The organism is Chlorogloeopsis sp. ULAP01 (genome assembly GCF_030381805.1).
Lineage (GTDB): Bacteria > Cyanobacteriota > Cyanobacteriia > Cyanobacteriales > Nostocaceae > Chlorogloeopsis.
Window position 1 is genome coordinate 285,412 of record NZ_JAUDRH010000009.1, and the last position, 17,148, is coordinate 302,559.

General features: G+C 41.3%; 14 protein-coding genes. 8 read left to right on the forward strand and 6 right to left on the reverse strand.

What is annotated here, in order from left to right; all coding sequences use genetic code 11:
- Positions 1–41: 41 nt before the first annotated feature.
- A complete protein-coding gene (ttcA, locus tag QUB80_RS19635; RefSeq protein WP_289791193.1) occupies positions 42–851 on the reverse strand; it encodes a tRNA 2-thiocytidine(32) synthetase TtcA in 810 nt (269 codons plus the stop codon).
- 155 nt (positions 852–1,006) lie between these two features.
- Positions 1,007–1,237 (reverse strand): nitrate/nitrite transporter NrtS, encoded by a 231-nt coding sequence (nrtS, locus tag QUB80_RS19640; RefSeq protein ID WP_289791194.1) that lies wholly within the window; start codon positions 1,235–1,237, stop codon positions 1,007–1,009.
- 159 nt (positions 1,238–1,396) lie between these two features.
- On the opposite strand from nrtS, the gene QUB80_RS19645 reads away from it, so the two are divergent.
- The 4 genes from QUB80_RS19645 to QUB80_RS19660 all read left to right on the forward strand — a co-directional run bounded on the left by QUB80_RS19645 (position 1,397) and on the right by QUB80_RS19660 (position 5,749).
- Positions 1,397–2,107 (forward strand): TIGR04283 family arsenosugar biosynthesis glycosyltransferase, encoded by a 711-nt coding sequence (locus QUB80_RS19645; protein ID WP_289791195.1) that lies wholly within the window; start codon positions 1,397–1,399, stop codon positions 2,105–2,107.
- Between the two features lie 276 nt (positions 2,108–2,383).
- Positions 2,384–3,121 (forward strand): TVP38/TMEM64 family protein, encoded by a 738-nt coding sequence (locus QUB80_RS19650; protein WP_289791196.1) that lies wholly within the window; start codon positions 2,384–2,386, stop codon positions 3,119–3,121.
- A 120-nt stretch (positions 3,122–3,241) separates the two neighbouring features.
- A complete protein-coding gene (locus QUB80_RS19655; protein WP_289791197.1) occupies positions 3,242–4,012 on the forward strand; it encodes a TVP38/TMEM64 family protein in 771 nt (256 codons plus the stop codon).
- 189 nt (positions 4,013–4,201) lie between these two features.
- The gene (locus tag QUB80_RS19660) at positions 4,202–5,749 is read left to right on the forward strand and encodes a mercuric reductase (RefSeq protein WP_289791198.1); all 1,548 of its coding nucleotides are present in this window, start codon (positions 4,202–4,204) and stop codon (positions 5,747–5,749) included.
- A gap of 385 nt (positions 5,750–6,134) precedes the next feature.
- Here QUB80_RS19660 and QUB80_RS19665 read toward each other — a convergent pair whose 3' ends face one another.
- Both QUB80_RS19665 and QUB80_RS19670 read right to left on the reverse strand, forming a co-directional pair.
- Positions 6,135–6,713, reverse strand: a complete 579-nt coding sequence (locus tag QUB80_RS19665) for a DUF3611 family protein (RefSeq protein WP_289791199.1) — start codon at positions 6,711–6,713, stop codon at positions 6,135–6,137.
- A gap of 365 nt (positions 6,714–7,078) precedes the next feature.
- Positions 7,079–7,303: a hypothetical protein gene (locus QUB80_RS19670; protein WP_289791200.1), complete on the reverse strand. Its 225-nt coding sequence runs from the start codon at positions 7,301–7,303 to the stop codon at positions 7,079–7,081.
- Positions 7,304–8,107: 804 nt separating this feature from the next.
- Between QUB80_RS19670 and mgtE the strand changes: the two genes are divergently transcribed.
- Positions 8,108–9,511, forward strand: a complete 1,404-nt coding sequence (mgtE, locus tag QUB80_RS19675) for a magnesium transporter (protein WP_289791201.1) — start codon at positions 8,108–8,110, stop codon at positions 9,509–9,511.
- A gap of 121 nt (positions 9,512–9,632) precedes the next feature.
- Positions 9,633–11,270 (forward strand): N,N-dimethylformamidase beta subunit family domain-containing protein, encoded by a 1,638-nt coding sequence (locus QUB80_RS19680; RefSeq protein ID WP_289791202.1) that lies wholly within the window; start codon positions 9,633–9,635, stop codon positions 11,268–11,270.
- A gap of 22 nt (positions 11,271–11,292) precedes the next feature.
- Here the strand turns inward: QUB80_RS19680 and QUB80_RS19685 are convergent, their stop codons facing one another.
- Positions 11,293–11,550, reverse strand: a complete 258-nt coding sequence (locus tag QUB80_RS19685) for a hypothetical protein (RefSeq protein ID WP_289791203.1) — start codon at positions 11,548–11,550, stop codon at positions 11,293–11,295.
- Positions 11,551–11,769: 219 nt separating this feature from the next.
- The gene (locus QUB80_RS19690) at positions 11,770–12,630 is read right to left on the reverse strand and encodes an SDR family oxidoreductase (protein ID WP_289791204.1); all 861 of its coding nucleotides are present in this window, start codon (positions 12,628–12,630) and stop codon (positions 11,770–11,772) included.
- Positions 12,631–13,509: 879 nt separating this feature from the next.
- Here QUB80_RS19690 and QUB80_RS19695 point away from each other — a divergent pair.
- Together QUB80_RS19695 and QUB80_RS19700 are read left to right on the forward strand one after the other, a co-directional pair.
- Positions 13,510–15,114: a peptide ligase PGM1-related protein gene (locus tag QUB80_RS19695; RefSeq protein WP_289791205.1), complete on the forward strand. Its 1,605-nt coding sequence runs from the start codon at positions 13,510–13,512 to the stop codon at positions 15,112–15,114.
- A 134-nt stretch (positions 15,115–15,248) separates the two neighbouring features.
- Positions 15,249–17,000: a protein kinase domain-containing protein gene (locus tag QUB80_RS19700; protein WP_289791206.1), complete on the forward strand. Its 1,752-nt coding sequence runs from the start codon at positions 15,249–15,251 to the stop codon at positions 16,998–17,000.
- Positions 17,001–17,148: the final 148 nt, after the last annotated feature.

Below are 17,148 nucleotides of genomic sequence, written 5' to 3' on the forward strand. Positions count from 1 at the left end.
TTTCCGAGCCTTAATTCTGATACTAGCTCTCCCCATCACGCTTAGTGAGCAATTTGTTGAGAACTCAGGCTGGCAAAATCGAATAATTGAGTATCGGCAAGATGAGATACACAAACATTCTGAAGGCTACGAAACAGACTATCAATTCTGCCTGGATTTTCTTTTTCCCAAGCCTGTAGCATTTGTTTGATTTGCGATCGCTGCAAGTTTTCCTGAGAGCCGCAAAGATTACAGGGAATGATGGGAAATTGCCGCATCTGGGCATAACGCTCAATATCGTTTTCTGAGCAATAGGCAAGTGGGCGAATAATTATATTTTGCCCATCATCGCTTTTGAGCTTGGGTGGCATGGCTTTGAGCGTGCCTGTATAAAACATATTCAAAAACAGAGTTTCTACAATATCATCTCGATGATGACCGAGAGCAATTTTAGTCGCACCTTCTTCATTTGCTATACGATAGAGAATGCCCCGGCGCAAGCGCGAACATAGACTGCACATTGTCTTGCCTTCAGGGATAATACTTTTAACAGTGCTATAAGTATCTTCTTCAACGATCCGGTAAGGCACACGCAAAGATGCTAAATATTCTGGCAGTACTTGTTCTGGAAAGCCTGGCTGTTTTTGATCCAAGTTCACAGCAACAAGATCAAATTTTACGGGAGCTTTTCGCTGGAGAGTTAGCAAAAAGTCGAGCATGGTGTAGGAATCTTTACCACCTGAGAGGCAAACCATGATGCGATCGCCATCCTCAATCATTTTGTAATCGTGAATTGCTTTTCCTACCAGTCTACGCAGATGTGCTTCTAATGTTTTAAGAGTTTTTGAGTTAAGCACCTCCGTTGATGACATCGAAGTATCTCCTGATTTTTTGATTATTTTAGTGAATTCTACTCAATCAATTTACACGTTGATTTATCAACCAAAAAGGAGTAATTGCACAATTCGAGTAAAAGATATTTTAAATCGAGAGCGAAAATTTTTTAAGAAATACAAAGGATGGATAATCAACCTTGCTTAGAGCGACTTATATACTGACCATGAATATTAACCAAATAAGGAACTACGTAAGTCAAAGCAGCAGAAATCCAGCGTTCGCGATCCATACGCTCTTTCACAAGTGCTGATCCGTGATTGATTATAAACAGAATAGAACCAACTACTACAGAAACTTTTAGTGCTGTCGGCATCATGTCTTTATCAAAAAGACACAAGCAATATTCCTTAAAAGTTTTCATTTCTCCGAATCAGTCATCCATAACAAGGAACACTATCATACTTTTGTTGACAAATCGAATAATATATCTCATTACCCTGACGTAGCAATTTTTCCTGTTGGTTCAGATGAGCCAAACAAATAACTTGCGTCACCTTTAAGGAATTAGTTGTCGAAAATTATGAGTCAAAATCTTGGTACAGCTAAAATTTCTATTATTATTCCGGCTCTAAATGAAGCGGAAAATATTAAAGCTACCCTAGCCAGCACCCAACCAAGTACAGGTGTGGAAGTGATTCTAGTTGATGGTGGTTCAAAAGATGACACAGTAGAAATTGCCAAGTCTTGGGGTGCGACAGTCATTACATCTAATCTTGGGCGTGCTTGTCAAATGAACACAGGAGCTTCAGTGGCAAGTGGAGAGATTTTGTTATTTCTCCATGCCGATACTCGTTTACCTTCTGATTTTGATGTCATGCTTCGCAAAGCACTAGAAAAACCCGGAGTTGTAGCTGGAGCCTTTGCTTTACGGATTGATGCAGAATTGGCAAGTTTGCGGTTGGTGGAATGGGGCGTGAATGTGCGATCGCGTTTTTGGCAAATGCCCTACGGCGATCAAGCAATTTTTTTAACTAAGGAAATTTTTGACATAATGGATGGTTTTCCTGAATTAGCTATTATGGAAGACTTTGAATTAATGCGACGTTTAAGGAAATTAGGCAAAATCACATTTATTGCAGTGCCAGTTATTACTTCAGCACGTCGTTGGTTACAAAAAGGGGTTTGGCAAACAACTCTGATGAATCAAATAGTGATTATTGCTTATTTTCTCGGAGTTTCTCCTGAGCGAATTCGTCATTGGTATCATCAGGAAAAACTTAAGGAGTTTTAAGCCGCTTTTAATTTAAGCAGAGTAATCTTAAGTTCAGTCATTGGTCATTTGTCATTTGTTAGTAGGGGAGCCAGTGCGCCCTTACGGTTTAGGCGCCTTGTAGCACCTGGCGTGCGGGTTTTATGGATAATCTTGCCGTTCAAACTGATCATTTATCTTCTAAACCCTCCCATACAGTGGTTAGTAGTTAGTGGTTGGTTGTTCTCCTGGTGTTCCCTGCCCCTGGTGCTTTCTTGTCTCCTAGCCCCTAGTCCCTAGTCTCTAGTCCCTAATCCCATGCACCAAAAACATAAACGTCTTCTCACACCCAAGCTTAAACTTGTACTCTTATTCTTTGTGGTTGCCGCCCTGGTGATTTGTGCTAAACAATTTAATCTTCAGGGAATTTTGCAGACATCTATCTTGTGGGTTCAAAGTCTAGATACCTTAGCACCGATCGCCTTTATCGTTATCTATAACCTAGCTACATTACTTTTTATACCTGGCTCCCTACTAACGTTGAAAGGAGGTTGCCTGTTTGGTTTAGTTTGGGGATCTGTATACGTTTTAATTGCTGCAACTTTGGGAGCCACGTTTGCGTTTTTAGTTGGGCGTTATCTATCACGAGATTGGGTGTGCCAACAGCTTGAGAAACATCCGAAATTTAAAGCTATTGATCGGGCGGTTGCTACAGAAGGATTCAAAATTGTACTTTTGACGCGTCTGTCTCCTCTGTTTCCGTTTAACTTGTTAAATTATGCATTCGGAATTACGCAGGTTTCGCTCAAAGACTATATCTTGGGTTCCATTGGCATGGTTCCGGGTACTGTAATGTACGTTTATATTGGTTCTGTTGCTGGTAACTTAGCAATGATTAATACACCTCATCAGCCAACTACACCACAAACTCAAATAGGGCAATGGATAATGCAAGCGATCGGATTAATTGCCACTATTGCCCTAAGTGTATACATAACCAAAATAGCTCAAAAAGCTTTAAAAGAAAGTATGACAGTTGTAGAAGAAACAGACTAGTATCTGTCTGCCTCTCTCTTTTTTATTCTTCTGCGTTCTCTGCGCCTGGTGTGGTTATTTTATATAGTTATCAATTATTAAAAGCAAATTATTAATTAAAATTTTCCATAACTACAAGTCATGAAAAATCAACTCATCAAATATCAATTTCCTTCCCAAGAATTGCCGAATATTTTAAAATTGAGTTTCTTGCCATTACTTGCATTTGCTATTGCTTTGTTGTTGAATACAGATCCTGCTTTAGCACAGCAATCTGCCAATACACAAGGATTTAATCCTCAAGAATGGTTGCGAAACGCCTTAGAATGGATTGAAAGTTTGGGTGCAGTGGGAGCGATCGCTTTCATCGCTCTTTATATCATCGCTACTGTTGCTTTCTTACCAGGCTCAATTCTTACCTTGGGTGCTGGCGTGGTGTTTGGCGTGGTTTGGGGTTCTGTTTATGTTTTCATTGGTGCAACTTTAGGTGCTACCGCCGCTTTTCTTGTCGGGCGCTATTTGGCTAGAGGATGGGTTGCCAAGAAAATCGCAGATAACAAAAAATTTGCCGCTATTGATCGCGCTGTCGGCAGAGAAGGATTCAAAATTGTTCTGTTGACACGACTATCGCCCGTATTTCCTTTCAATTTATTAAACTACGCCTTTGGTATCACAGGTGTTTCGCTTAAAGACTACTTTATTGGTTCTATAGGCATGATACCCGGAACGATCATGTATGTTTATATTGGTTCCCTCGCTGGGAATCTTGCCATGATTGGCACAGAGGCTCAACCAACCAACCCCACCGTTCAATGGGCAATTCGGATTATTGGTTTTATTGCAACAGTTGCCGTAACGATTTATGTTACTCGTGTTGCTCGCAAAGCTTTAGAACAAGAGGTTAATGGTTAATGGAGACTACTAACTAGTGTAGGGGCGGGTTTAGAAGATAAATTGTCAGTAGTAACCGAAAGATTATCTTCTAAACCCGCACGGCAGTCGCACTCGACGCGCTTAACCCGCAAGGGCGCGCTGCCTCCCCTACTAAAATGTACAGACGTAATTTCGCGTCTCTACCTACTAACAACCAGGGAGCTACTAATGTCCAATTCTGAATTTCAGAGAGTGATTGTTCGCCCAGTAGATGAGTATAACCAGAAACTGGTTTCTTACGTACATCCACCAAACTGGGTTAATCCTAAACCTGCTGATTGTTATGACTTAGTGGTAATTGGTGCTGGTACCGCAGGATTAGTAGTGGCGGCAGGTGCTGCGGGTTTGGGTTTGGGTTTGAAAGTAGCACTAATAGAAAAGCACCTCATGGGTGGAGATTGCTTGAATGTTGGTTGTGTGCCATCAAAGTGCGTAATTCGCTCTTCGCGGGTAGTGGGTGAAATTTGGAACGCCAAAAACTTAGGAGTTAATGTTCCCCAATTCGTTGACGTGGATTTTCCTGCTGTGATGGAGCGGATGCGGCGACTTCGATCTGGTATTAGCCATCACGACTCGGCGGAACGTTTTCAAAAGCTGGGTGTAGATGTTTTTTTGGGGAGCGCTAAGTTTGCGGGCAGTAATATTGTAGAAGTTGGCGATAAGACTCTTAGCTTTAAAAAAGCTGTGATTGCTACTGGTGCTAGGGCAGCGCGTCTTTCTATTCCAGGAATTGAAGAAGCTGGTTATCTTACGAATGAAACAGTATTTTCTCTTATCCAACGCCCACAACGTCTTGCAGTGATTGGCGGGGGAGCGATAGGTTGCGAGTTGGCGCAAGCTTTCCGGCGTTTGGGTTGTGAGGTAATACTTTTTCATCGCGGTTCTCATATTCTCAATAAAGAGGATGCTGACGCTGCTGAAATTCTCCAAAATGTCTTTCTCAAAGAAAAAATTCGCTTGGTACTCAATTGTCAAATGCAGCGAGTAGAAAAGACTAGCGATGGCAAGACGCTTTACTTTAGCTGCAATGGCAAAGAAGATTCACTCACAGTAGATGAAATTTTAGCGGGTGCGGGGCGCGTGCCAAATGTAGAAGGTTTGAATTTAGAAGCTGTTGGGGTGGAATATGATCGACGCAAGGGTGTAAAGGTGAATGATTACTTGCAAACCACAAACCCTAAGATTTTTGCTGCTGGCGACATCTGTATGGATTGGAAATTTACCCATGCTGCTGATGCGGCAGCGCGAATTGTCATTAAAAATACACTGTTTTCTCCTTTTGGTTTGGGACGGTATAAACTTAGTACTTTAGTAATGCCTTGGGTAACGTATACCGATCCAGAAATTGCCCATGTAGGGATGTACGAACATCAAGCCCAGCAAAAAGGTATTGAAGTTAATATGATCAAGATTAATTTTAGTGCTGTTGATCGCGCGATCGCTGATGGTGAAGAGGAAGGTTTTGTCAAAATCCTCCATAAAAAAGGATCGGATGAAATTTTGGGTGCGACGATTGTTGCTCGTCATGCGGGTGAGATGATTTCGGAAGTTACCACGGCAATTGTTAACAAGATAGGTTTAAACAAACTTAGCAGTGTTATTCATCCTTATCCTACTCAAGCAGAAGGTATTAAAAAAGCCGCAGATGCTTATCGTCGAACGTTGTTGACACCAAAAACCAAACGCTTTTTAGGACTGCTAACAAAGTTATCTTGAAAATAGGGATTAAAGATTGTTTCTTAAAATTGTAGGGTGCGTTATACGAAGTTAACGCACCGTTTTAATCTGTTTGCTTACTAATATCATTTCACCTTAATTACAAAACAATTAAATTTTGTACCAGACACTTACACCGCAGGCGCAGGGGTTCCCGTCAGGGTAATTTTATGTCTCTACTGTCTGTACTCTGTCCTGACGTAGCAAAGACTTTGGAAGGTGCGTTACGCTTCGCTAACACACCCTACTGGACTAACACGAATAACATGATGCTATAAATTCTTTATGGTGCAAGCAGGATGTTCACACCACAAAATTTATACACTAAATTAGTCTTGCCACGCCACTATACATATTTCAAAAATCAAATATGAGTCATATAAACCTAATGGGGATGATAGCTAATACGACTAATTAGCCAAGCTGAGGATATAATTCCCACAAATTGAGCGACGATTGTATTAATATTTGCCTGCACTACAAACATATCGAGTGGCTCAATCAATTGACTAGCGTTATAAATAGCCATCCCTTGTACTTGAGTCAGTGATTTTGCTACCAGAGTCCCAACAATTACCTCAACACCGAATAAAGTCAATATCATACCAGCAGCATTTAGAGCCAATCCCCGCCAAAGAAGACTAATCACATCTGCTTTTTTGGGGTGTAATGCCGGATTTGGGTTCTGTAAATCTTTGCCAATACGAATGTAGTTCCAATCCCAATAAAGGCTTAATCCAAGTACCAAAAGTCCACCTACTCCACAAAATAAACCCAACCCAGACATGGCATCTTGAGCCTTGAGGTTGAAATTGGGATCGGCGATCGCAAACAGTACAATTAATCCTGAAACTACCAGCAGTCCTAGTTGTACACCAAAGTTAATCCAACCTGCTAGGCGAAAATTCGTGGCGATTTCCTGAACGGTTGGTAAGGAAGAGTGTAAGTCTAACTTGTTTAACATACATTTATCCTCATCCACTATAGATAATTGTCACCATTACAGCCTGTAATATCTTCTGTGTAGGCTATCTTTTTGTAGATGAATTTATACGTAGCGATCGCTGATTTGAAAAAACTTTGTCAAAATCCTCCATAAACAGGGATTAAGAATTACTAAAAAATAAATTACCCAATAAATGTAGAGTGGGTAACCTACCATAATTCGAGGGTTAATCGTGCGTTACGGACTATCGTCACTAATGCACCCTACAAATTGGACATTTTTTTAACTGGAAGTCCTTTAAAGCAAATTCTTGGTGCAACCATTGTAAATTGCAGGATTTGTCTTAGAGTGCTAGGAAAAATTAAATAATCACTAACGAGTGTTTAAGCTTGATGAGAGAGCATCAGAATCTCGTTGACGAGTATTTGAGCTTGATGAGGGAGTATCAGAATCTTGTTGACGAGTATTTGAGCTTGATGAGGGAGTATCAGAATCTCGTTGACGAGTATTTGAGCTTGATGAGAGAGCATCAGAATCTCGTTGACGAGTATTTGAGCTTGATGAGAGAGTATCAGAATCTCGTTGACGAGTATTTGAAACTCGCTCACGAGTATTAGAAGTGCATTAATCAGTATTTTAGCTTGATTGTTGAGTATCAAAGCCTGGTTGACAAGTCAATAGACTTCTTCAATCTGAATATATAACTTAAAGTTTATAGAAATATTTAGGCTGAGATGAGACAGAGGGATTGACGCTTTTTGTTAAACCTGAAAATATTCAAATTGAATCTACTGAATCTGCAAAAGATAAAAATTTGATACTAAATGGTAGTACTAGCCTCAAGAAAAAGAATATGCCTATCCTCTCACAATCCTGCTTTCCTCTAGACTAGGGGCAGTAACCTTATTAAACTTCAATACCTGATCAGCAATAATACAGAATTACTTCTGTTCTATAGTTTTTGAGCAAATTATCAAGTAACTACCATGAACTGCATACACCGGAACATATAAAAAACTTTCTTTTCTTCTGCCTTCTGCCCCTCCGCAGTCGCACTCGACGCGCTTAACCCGACGCCAGGTGACGCCAGTCGCTACAACGCGCTTAACCCGCGCAACGCGCTGGCTCCTTTATGCCGGGGAACCCGTCACCCTCCGGGTACCCAAAGGGAACGCCAAGGGCGTACAGCAGTCCCCCAACCCTTACGGGAAGCCTTACCCTTCGGGAACGTCTTCGACGAACAGGTTCAGGGGTTCGCAATCGTGACGGGAACCGCCAAGACTGCGACCCCCTCACCGCTTTGCGTCTACGCCGGGAACCGCCAAGACGGGGGCTGCTTCACCGCACTGGCTCCGCAAGGGCGCGCTGCTCTCTGCCCTCTGCCTTTCTTCGATCACCCTCGTTAGTCTGTTATGCAAACACCAAACAATACAACCTCTACTCTCCAAGATTTCTCACGCAGGGAATTGCGAGATTTAGTGCGAGCGCAATTGCAAAGTTTACTGGAAGCCGGAGATTTGCGGGGAGCAAAAGCTATTTTGGTGCCTGTACAGCCTGTGGATATTGCCGAAGCGATTGAAGGTTTGCCAGAAGCGATGCACGCGATCGCTTTTCGCTTGCTTTCTAAAGATGAGGCGATCGAGGTTTATGAATATCTTGACTACAGCATTCAAGAACGACTGATTGAAGAACTTAGAAGTCAGGAAGTTCGCGATATTGTCGATCAAATGTCACCGGATGATCGCGCTAGATTATTTGATGAATTACCAGCCAAAGTAGTTAATCGTCTTCTAGAACAACTAAGCCCAGCCGAAAGAACAGCCACAGCTCAACTTTTAGGTTACGAAGCTGGCACAGCCGGCAGAATTATGACGCCGGAGTTAATTTCTTTAAAAGAAAATTTTACAGTAGCTGAAACCCTAGAGCGAATTCGTCGCGTAGCTAATGCCAGTGAAATGATTTACTATCTCTACGCTACAGATGCAGCTAGACGTTTGACTGGTATTGTATCTTTGCGTGAATTGGTAACATCTCAACCGGAACAAACCATTGGCGATATCATGACTCGTGATGTAGTGTTTGTTCACACGGATACAGACCAAGAAACAGTAGCTAGATTAATTCAAAGATACGATTTTCTTGCTGTACCTGTAGTAGACAGAGAACAGCGTTTAGTGGGAATTGTTACCGTTGATGATGTAATTGACATTATTCAAGAGGAAACCACTGAGGATATTTACGCTGTTGGTGGTGGTGTTCAATCTGGTGGTGATAGCTATTTTGAGTCAGATTTGTTTACAGTTGCTCGCAAGCGGGTTGTCTGGTTGCTTGTCTTACTTGTCACCAATACTGTGACGGGAACAATTATTAAGTCACAAGAAGATATTTTAGAAAAAGTGGTAGTGTTGGCAGCTTTTATCCCTTTGCTAGTCGGTACAGGTGGTAATGTAGGCGCTCAATCTTCCACAGTCGTGATTCGTGGTATGAATACTGAAGAAATTCGCGCTCTAGGTGGCCCATTACACGTGATTGGCAGAGAAGCTGTGGCTGGTGCTTTGTTAGGAGTAATGTTAGGCTTAATCGCAACTGTATGGGCTTTCTTTCTACAAAAGAATTTAGAAGTAGCTTTAGCAGTTGGCAGCAGTCTCGTAGCGATTTCTGTGTTAGCTTCTGTTTCTGGTTCTGCTTTACCATTTTTATTCCGCTTACTGCGCTTAGATCCAGCATTAATGTCAGCACCTTTTATTACTACAGCAGTGGATGTTGTCGGTGTTTTAATTTACTTCAATTTAGCGCGAGTAATACTAAGAATATAAGTTCGCAATCATAGAATTTTACTTCGTTATTTTTGTCAAGTCATCTCTAATTTAATTTTCGGCTACAGGTAAAAATCACACTATAAGTTTTAAAATTTGAGTTAAAAAAGAATGTGGTTCAATGTTATTTAAAATTTTAGTAAGCATTGCCATCAAAGTACTATTACCCGCACTATTAATTCTAGTCTTAACTCTAATTAATTTCTCCAGTAGTAACCAAGCTATAGATATCAAAATACCTAAAATTCAGCAAAGTAATCCTATCATTGTTGAAAATATTAAACCTGGCACAACTAATTGGCAGCTAACTAATCCAGCTACCCAAAAAGAAATAGAAGGTTATGCTTCGCTTACAAGTGTTAATCGCGGTGAAAAAATCAAGTTTTTTGTCAACACAAAAGAGCCAAGCTACACTATAGAAATTTTCCGGATGGGATGGTATGGGGGCGCTGGAGGGCGGCAAATGGCACCTGCGATCGCACGCAAAGCAGTCAAGCAACCACCGCCAATCGTAGACAAAGCAACTGGGTTAATTGAATGTGATTGGCTAGATCCATACGTATTAAAAATTTCCTCTTCTCAAAACGATCCCACCATTTGGGCAAGCGGTATTTATTTAGCAAAACTTACTGCCAGTATTAGTGGCAAGCAAAGCTACATTATTTTTGTTGTCCGCGATGACAGTCGTCCTTCTGATATCCTTTTTCAATCGAGCGTTACGACTTATCAGGCATATAACAATTGGGGTGGAATGTCCCTTTATCGCTGGAACAGTCGTGGCAAACAAGCATCTAAAGTTTCTTTCAATCGTCCTTATGCCATCAGCCCGAATCGCGCTGCCGCCTATGGGGTGGGTGCTGGGGAATTTCTTACCAATTTTCAACCAAAACGAAGAACTTCTAGTGCTGGTTGGGAATACAATATGCTGCGATGGCTGGAACGAGAGGGCTACGATGTCACCTACAGCACCGACGTTGATACCCACGAAAATCATCTAGATCCATACACTGGCAAACCCATGCTATTGTTGCACAAAGCATTTCTTTCCGTCGGACATGATGAGTATTGGTCGTGGCAAATGCGGCAAAATGTTGAAGCAGCTAGAGATGCTGGTGTTAGTCTCGGCTTTTTTTCTGCTAATACCTGTTATTGGCAAATTCGCTTTGAACCTAGCCGAATAACTTCAGGCATTAATCACACCATCGTAGCTTACAAAGAAAATGTTGCTTTAGATCCCTATGCTAGAGACACAGATCCAACAAACGATTACTTGATTACAACTCTCTGGCGAAGAAAGCCTGTAAATTTTCCAGAAGATGCTTTGATTGGAGTTATGTATGAGACATTTCAGGTAAATGCTGATATAGTTTTCAAGCAAACAGCACCGGATTGGTTGCTTGCAAATACACAATTAGAACGAAGCGATCATCAGGCATTGTTGCGATTAAATTATCGAGAGTCTCAAAAGGAAATGCGCTTAGTAGGACTTTTGGGCTACGAAGTTGATCGGATGTTTGGTAATGCTCCTGTCAATACAATTCGCGTTGCCCATTCGCCCTATCGTTACGGACGTCGAATTCGATATGCAGATATAACAGCTTACACTACAGACTCCGGTGCGACAGTGTTTGCAACCGGCTCAATGCAGTGGAGTTGGGGACTAGATGATTACAACGTGCCACAGTTACGTCCCTCTGTTTTAAATAATGATGCCCAAGTGATAACGGGCAACGTCTTAGCCAAAATGTTAAGAAAATAATATATTGAGTGCTTTTTAGTCTTTACAATTCTGATGTTGTATCTGGGGCAATGATTTCACCAGTACCCAAATTCAAGATCATATCCTGGTCGGTGATCAGTTCACTGAGTTCCTTTACTTGTAAATTCATTTGTTCACATGCTTTGCGCAGTTCTCGTGCAAAGGTATTCAAATCATCACCATAACCACATTGGTGAGCAGCAGTTTCAATTCCCTGCTTGGCGTTTGCTCTTGCACAGTCTACTAGTTCTCTACCGTGTAATGGTGTTTGAGATGACATATCCGTACTTATAACTCTTAGGTTTCCCTGTTAGAGTAGCAACTATCTCATTTATACTCATCCACCTAATGAAAGGTAAAAAGTCAAAGAAAATCAGGCATAAAGGTAGATTTTTGGGGAATAGGGACAGGGAAGAGGGGGAGTAATAAATAAATAACCACTAACCACTATCCACTAACAAATGACTAATGACCAATCCCCCATCCCTGATAACTTCTTCTAACCGTTAACTACTACACCACCGTTTGGATGTAACACTTGTCCAGACATATAAGAAGCATCATCTGATGCTAAAAATACATAACTTGGTGCAATTTCTTCTGGTTGTCCGGCTCGTTGCATTGGAACTTGTTTGCCGAAATTTGCAACTTTATCTTCTGGAAAAGTAGCAGGTATTAAAGGAGTCCAAATTGGCCCTGGAGCTACCGCATTCACACGAATTCCCTTTTCTACTAAACTCTCTGATAAGGAACGAGTAAAGGCAACGATCGCTCCTTTTGTGGAAGAGTAGTCAAGTAGTTGTGGGCTACCTTTATAAGCTGTGACTGAAGTGGTGTTAATAATGGCGCTACCTTCTTTGAGGTACTTCATCGCTGCTTTTGTTAAGAAAAACATTGAGAAAATATTAGTACGGAAAGTCCGCTCTAATTGCTCTTTACTAATATCTTCGATACTTTCTTGCGGGTGTTGTTCGGCAGCATTATTAACAAGAATATCGAGCTTACCAAACTCATCGACTGTTTGTTGCACCAGTTGCTGACAAAAGGTTTCATCGCCAATATCACCGGCTATGGTTACTGCACGTCGCCCTTGTGCTTCTACTAAATGCTTAGTTTCTTTGGCATCATCATGTTCGTTTAGGTATGCGATCGCTATCTCTGCCCCTTCTTTAGCAAAAGCGATCGCTACAGCACGACCAATACCACTATCTCCACCAGTTATTAATGCTACTTTATTCTTTAATTTGCCACTTCCTTGATACTGTGAATCTTCAGCTTTGGGTTTTGGCGTCATTTCTGATTCAATACCCGGTTGCTGTGCTTGTTGCTGTGGAGGTTGTAGTGTTTGTTCTTCTGGCATATGTTAGTGATTTCCTGAAAATTGACAAAATAGTTATTAGTTAGTGGTTTCGTTGATTATATGAACGGTTAAAACCGACAATTTATCTTCTAAACCCGCCCGTGCAGTAGTTAGTGGGTAGTGATACCATTTCACTTTTTGAGTGATTCATATTCAACCCCTCCCAACCTCCCCTTAGTAAGGGGAGGTGCCGTAGGCGGTGGGGTACATCCATATCAGCCTTTTCGTGAAATAGTATGAGTAGTGGATAGTGAACTACTAACTACTAACCCATCACATTTTCAAAACTAAACCTTGGATCGAAAATTCAATCCAAGGTTTAACTTTTGCTTTCGCACCCGACTGCCGTTTTTGAGTTAGATTTTTAGCCCCAAATGAAGGTTGTGTGTACCAATTGCCATTAAAGCAAAACTACTCCCCAAGAGAAGTGCTCCCCACACCTAAGCACGCTCTTTATATGACAAGGGAACATTACAACACAACTCTACCGCGATGAAGGATTTTTCCTTTTCATCTTTTTATAAAATAACTCCGATTCTGTTGGAGATTATCAGCCTTAAGTTGTAAATAAATACAAGTTATGTCAATCTTAAGAAGTAATTTACTTCATTAAATATCTGTTTTACTCAGTATTATATTGGCAATAAAACTAACTTTATAATTATGAGTATTCTCATGTCTTTGGAACTATAAAAGTAACTTTAAAGACATAAGACTTAGGTATAGACAAATGGCTGATCTCTATAGTGAGGAGTATCAATTAAGAATTTGCAAAATATTAAGTCAAAGAAGTGTTGCATCTCATTAACATCTAATTATTTATTGAGATATATCTGAGATTAATAAAATTTACTTAGAGGGTAAAGCAGGGGTAGTGCTATGCAAATTGTGAACATTTCTGACGGGAAAGAAACTGACCCTTTTCGACTTCTTCAGTCAACGTTGCGCGATCGCTGGCAAAATATTGAAGGTCCTACAAATAGCGACGTTGATATTTTAGTCGTTCCTTCCCTGAGTATCGACCAGCGAGAACTCAAAAAGGTAGAAGGGTACGAACACTATGAAGAACGGCTTTTATTTTCCTTGATTCGGTTGTGGAATCCACGCAACAGGCTGATTTATGTCACTTCTGTACCACTTCATCCCAGCATCATCGATTATTATTTACAACTGTTGCCAGGAATTCCCTTTTCTCATGCTCGCAATCGCTTACTGCTTCTGTCCACTTACGATTCTTCTCTCAAACCCTTGAGTCAGAAAATATTAGAACGCCCCCGCTTACTCAATCGTATTCGTCAAGCCTTAAGATTAGACAAATCATTTATGATATGTTATAATACAACGCCTTTAGAATCAGAATTATCTTTAAAATTAGGCGTCCCCCTATACGCTGCTGACCCAAAATTGCAAATTTGGGGAACCAAAAGTGGCAGTAGAGAAATCTTCGCAGAAAGTGGGGTACCGCATCCAGATGGTAGTCAGAGAGTTTGGAGTGCAGACGATCTAGCACAAGCTGCCGCCGAATTGTGGGAGCGCCAACCAACATTAAAAAGGATGGTGGTAAAGCTCAATGAAGGCATTTCCGGAGAAGGTAACGCGCTTTTAGATTTGAGACCAATCGCTGAACTTGCACCTGATCAAGCTTCTCATGCCCACAGAGTAGCAGCGATTAGCGATTGTTTCCCCAAGCTACGTTTTCAAGCCAAACAAGAAACTTGGGAGAACTTTTCAGAACGAATCACTGAGCTAGGAGCAATTGTCGAAGCATTTGTAGAAGGAGAGATTAAGCGATCGCCCAGCGTGCAAGGACGGATTACACCCTTAGGCGAAGTAGAAATCCTCTCCACCCACGACCAAATTCTCGGAGGGCCAGACGGACAAATTTATCTTGGCTGTCGTTTTCCTGCTGACAAAACCTATCGGATGCAATTACAACAATTAGGATTGAAAGTTGGCAAAAAACTCGCCGAAAAAGGCGCATTAGAAAGATTTGGCGTAGATTTTATCGCCGTTGATCAAGGTAATGGAGAGTGGGATTTTCAAGCAATAGAAATCAATCTGCGTAAAGGCGGCACCACCCATCCCTTTATGACCCTGAAATTATTAACTAACGGGCGCTATGACCTTTCTACTGGCTTATTTTACTCTCAACAAGGACGTCCCAAATATTACATTGCCACCGACAACCTGCACAAAGAGCGCTATCAAGGGCTTCTACCCAACGACTTGATGGACATAATTGCCCAACATAGGCTGCATTTTGACACCGGCACCGAAACAGGAACAATATTCCATTTAATGGGTTGTCTTTCTCAATTTGGCAAGTTGGGATTAACCAGCATCGGTGATTCTCCCCAACAAGCAGAAGAAATTTATAATAAAGTCGTCAAAGTTCTAGATGAAGAAACTGGCGGCAATAATAACAATTTCTCCAGTTTCTCAGAATACTCTTTTCCCCCTACCTGGGATGGATTTAGTTGTTAGGGACTTAATCAGTTAACAGTGAACAGTGAACAGTTATCGGATGTATTGGTGTTAACTGGTAACTGATAACTGGTAACTGACATACCTAATCTCCATTTGTGTACAATCAACTCAGCCTTTGTGTATTAGCGGTTGTGTCTAACAAGAGCGCGGTTCACTGCATAAATCCAAACTGCCTACGTCCTTATCCCCAACCTTGGGGTAACAAATTTTGCAACAGCTGTGGTGCGCCCTTAGAGCTGATAGACCGCTATGTGCCTATGGCGCGTTTAGGATCTGGAGGTTTTGCCCAAATTTATACTGTTTGGGATCAAAAAACACAAACAGAAAAAGTGCTGAAGGTATTGGTAGAAGATTCACCAAAAGCCCTAGAATTATTTGCCCAAGAGGCAGCAGTTTTAAGTTGTCTACGACATCCGGGTGTTCCCAAAATTGATACTGATGGTTATTTTCAACGCTATTGGTCAGATTCTCAAGGACAACTGAATCTGCCTTGTTTGGTAATGGAAAAAATTGACGGGCAGACGCTGGAAAATATTTTACAAAATTACTATCCTCAAGGATGCCCCCAAGAACTAGTGTTTAATTGGTTAACCCAAGCCGCAGACATTCTAGAGCATTTACACCAACGCAATATCATTCATCGTGACATCAAACCTTCTAACTTAATGTTGCGCAATCCTTCACCAATAGCAGGAGAGCAGTTGGTGCTCATCGATTTTGGTGGCGCAAAACAATTTGAAAAGACAAATATTAGTTCAGAATCGCGATCTACAAAATTATTTTCTTCTGGCTACAGTCCACCAGAACAAATAGCCGGTGTAAATATTGGGCCTGCGGCTGATTTTTATGCCCTCGGTCGGACGATGATTGAATTATTGACGGGCAAACATCCAGCAGATTTAGAAGATCCACTCACCGGAGAATTTAGTTGGCGCAGGCAAGCCAATGTTAATCCAGTATTTGCAGACTTGCTTGATGAGATGGTAAGCGAGGATGCGCGATCGCGTCCAGCAAATACAGCTATTCTTCAAAGACGTTTGGCACAAATCTCTGATGCATTTTCCAGCAATGTCGGACAAACTAGCCGCCACATTACTCCTCCTGTACGCACAACTGCACCAGCTCCGATTTCGACATTTTTCTGGGAACTAGAAAAAACTCTTCAACAAGCATTTACTAGTTCTACTAATATTGTCAGAAAAATTATAGTTTTTATATTTCGGGCGATCGTTCAGCTGATTAGAGCCTGCCTAGATACAATTTGGTCAATGTTTTTGACTTGTATCGGTGCTGGGATTGGTACAATTATTGGCTATTTCTTTGCATATCGGACAACCTGGGGAGCAGAAGTTGGTGAAGTTTTATCTGAGCAACTAACTGTATTACTGGCAAATAATCAATCTATACTGGGTTCAGAGATTCTGATATTTGCGGGCGCTGGTTTCGGAACTGCATGGGGATTGACGGTAGCGGGAGGCTACGGTCAAAGACGACGGTTTTTAGTCGCCTCACTGATGGGTATGATTAGCTACAGCTTTGGTTGGTTTATTTTGCAATTATTTACACCCAAAGATAATGGTGAGGGTTTGGTAGGATTGATTTTAGCTGCTGTTTCCCTGTTTATTTTAGGGTTAGGTCTTCGCAGCCATCAAATAGTTCATGCTGTCATTGCCGCTTTTGGCACTGCCATTCCATTTGCACTTTTGATGAGTTTGAAGCTTTCATCAAATTTGTTTGACTTATTTCGCCCCACTAATAATTGGGAAGAGTTGTGGCTGAAAATAGCCTTTTTTGGTCTTATTGGTATTTTTATTAGCTTCTGGCTAGGTGTGAGTTATTACCTAATAGTGCCAGGTTTACGCTTGCTGGGCTGGCGTAAATAAATATCCCCCTCACCACTAATTCTTGGTTTGGGGGATATTATAATTGGTTGTCTATAGAGTTTTCAGTATAATTCGTTCTTGATGAGTCTATTCTAGGAACTACTATTAATTTTGACTAGCTAAAAGACTGGTGTATACCGTACTTTTA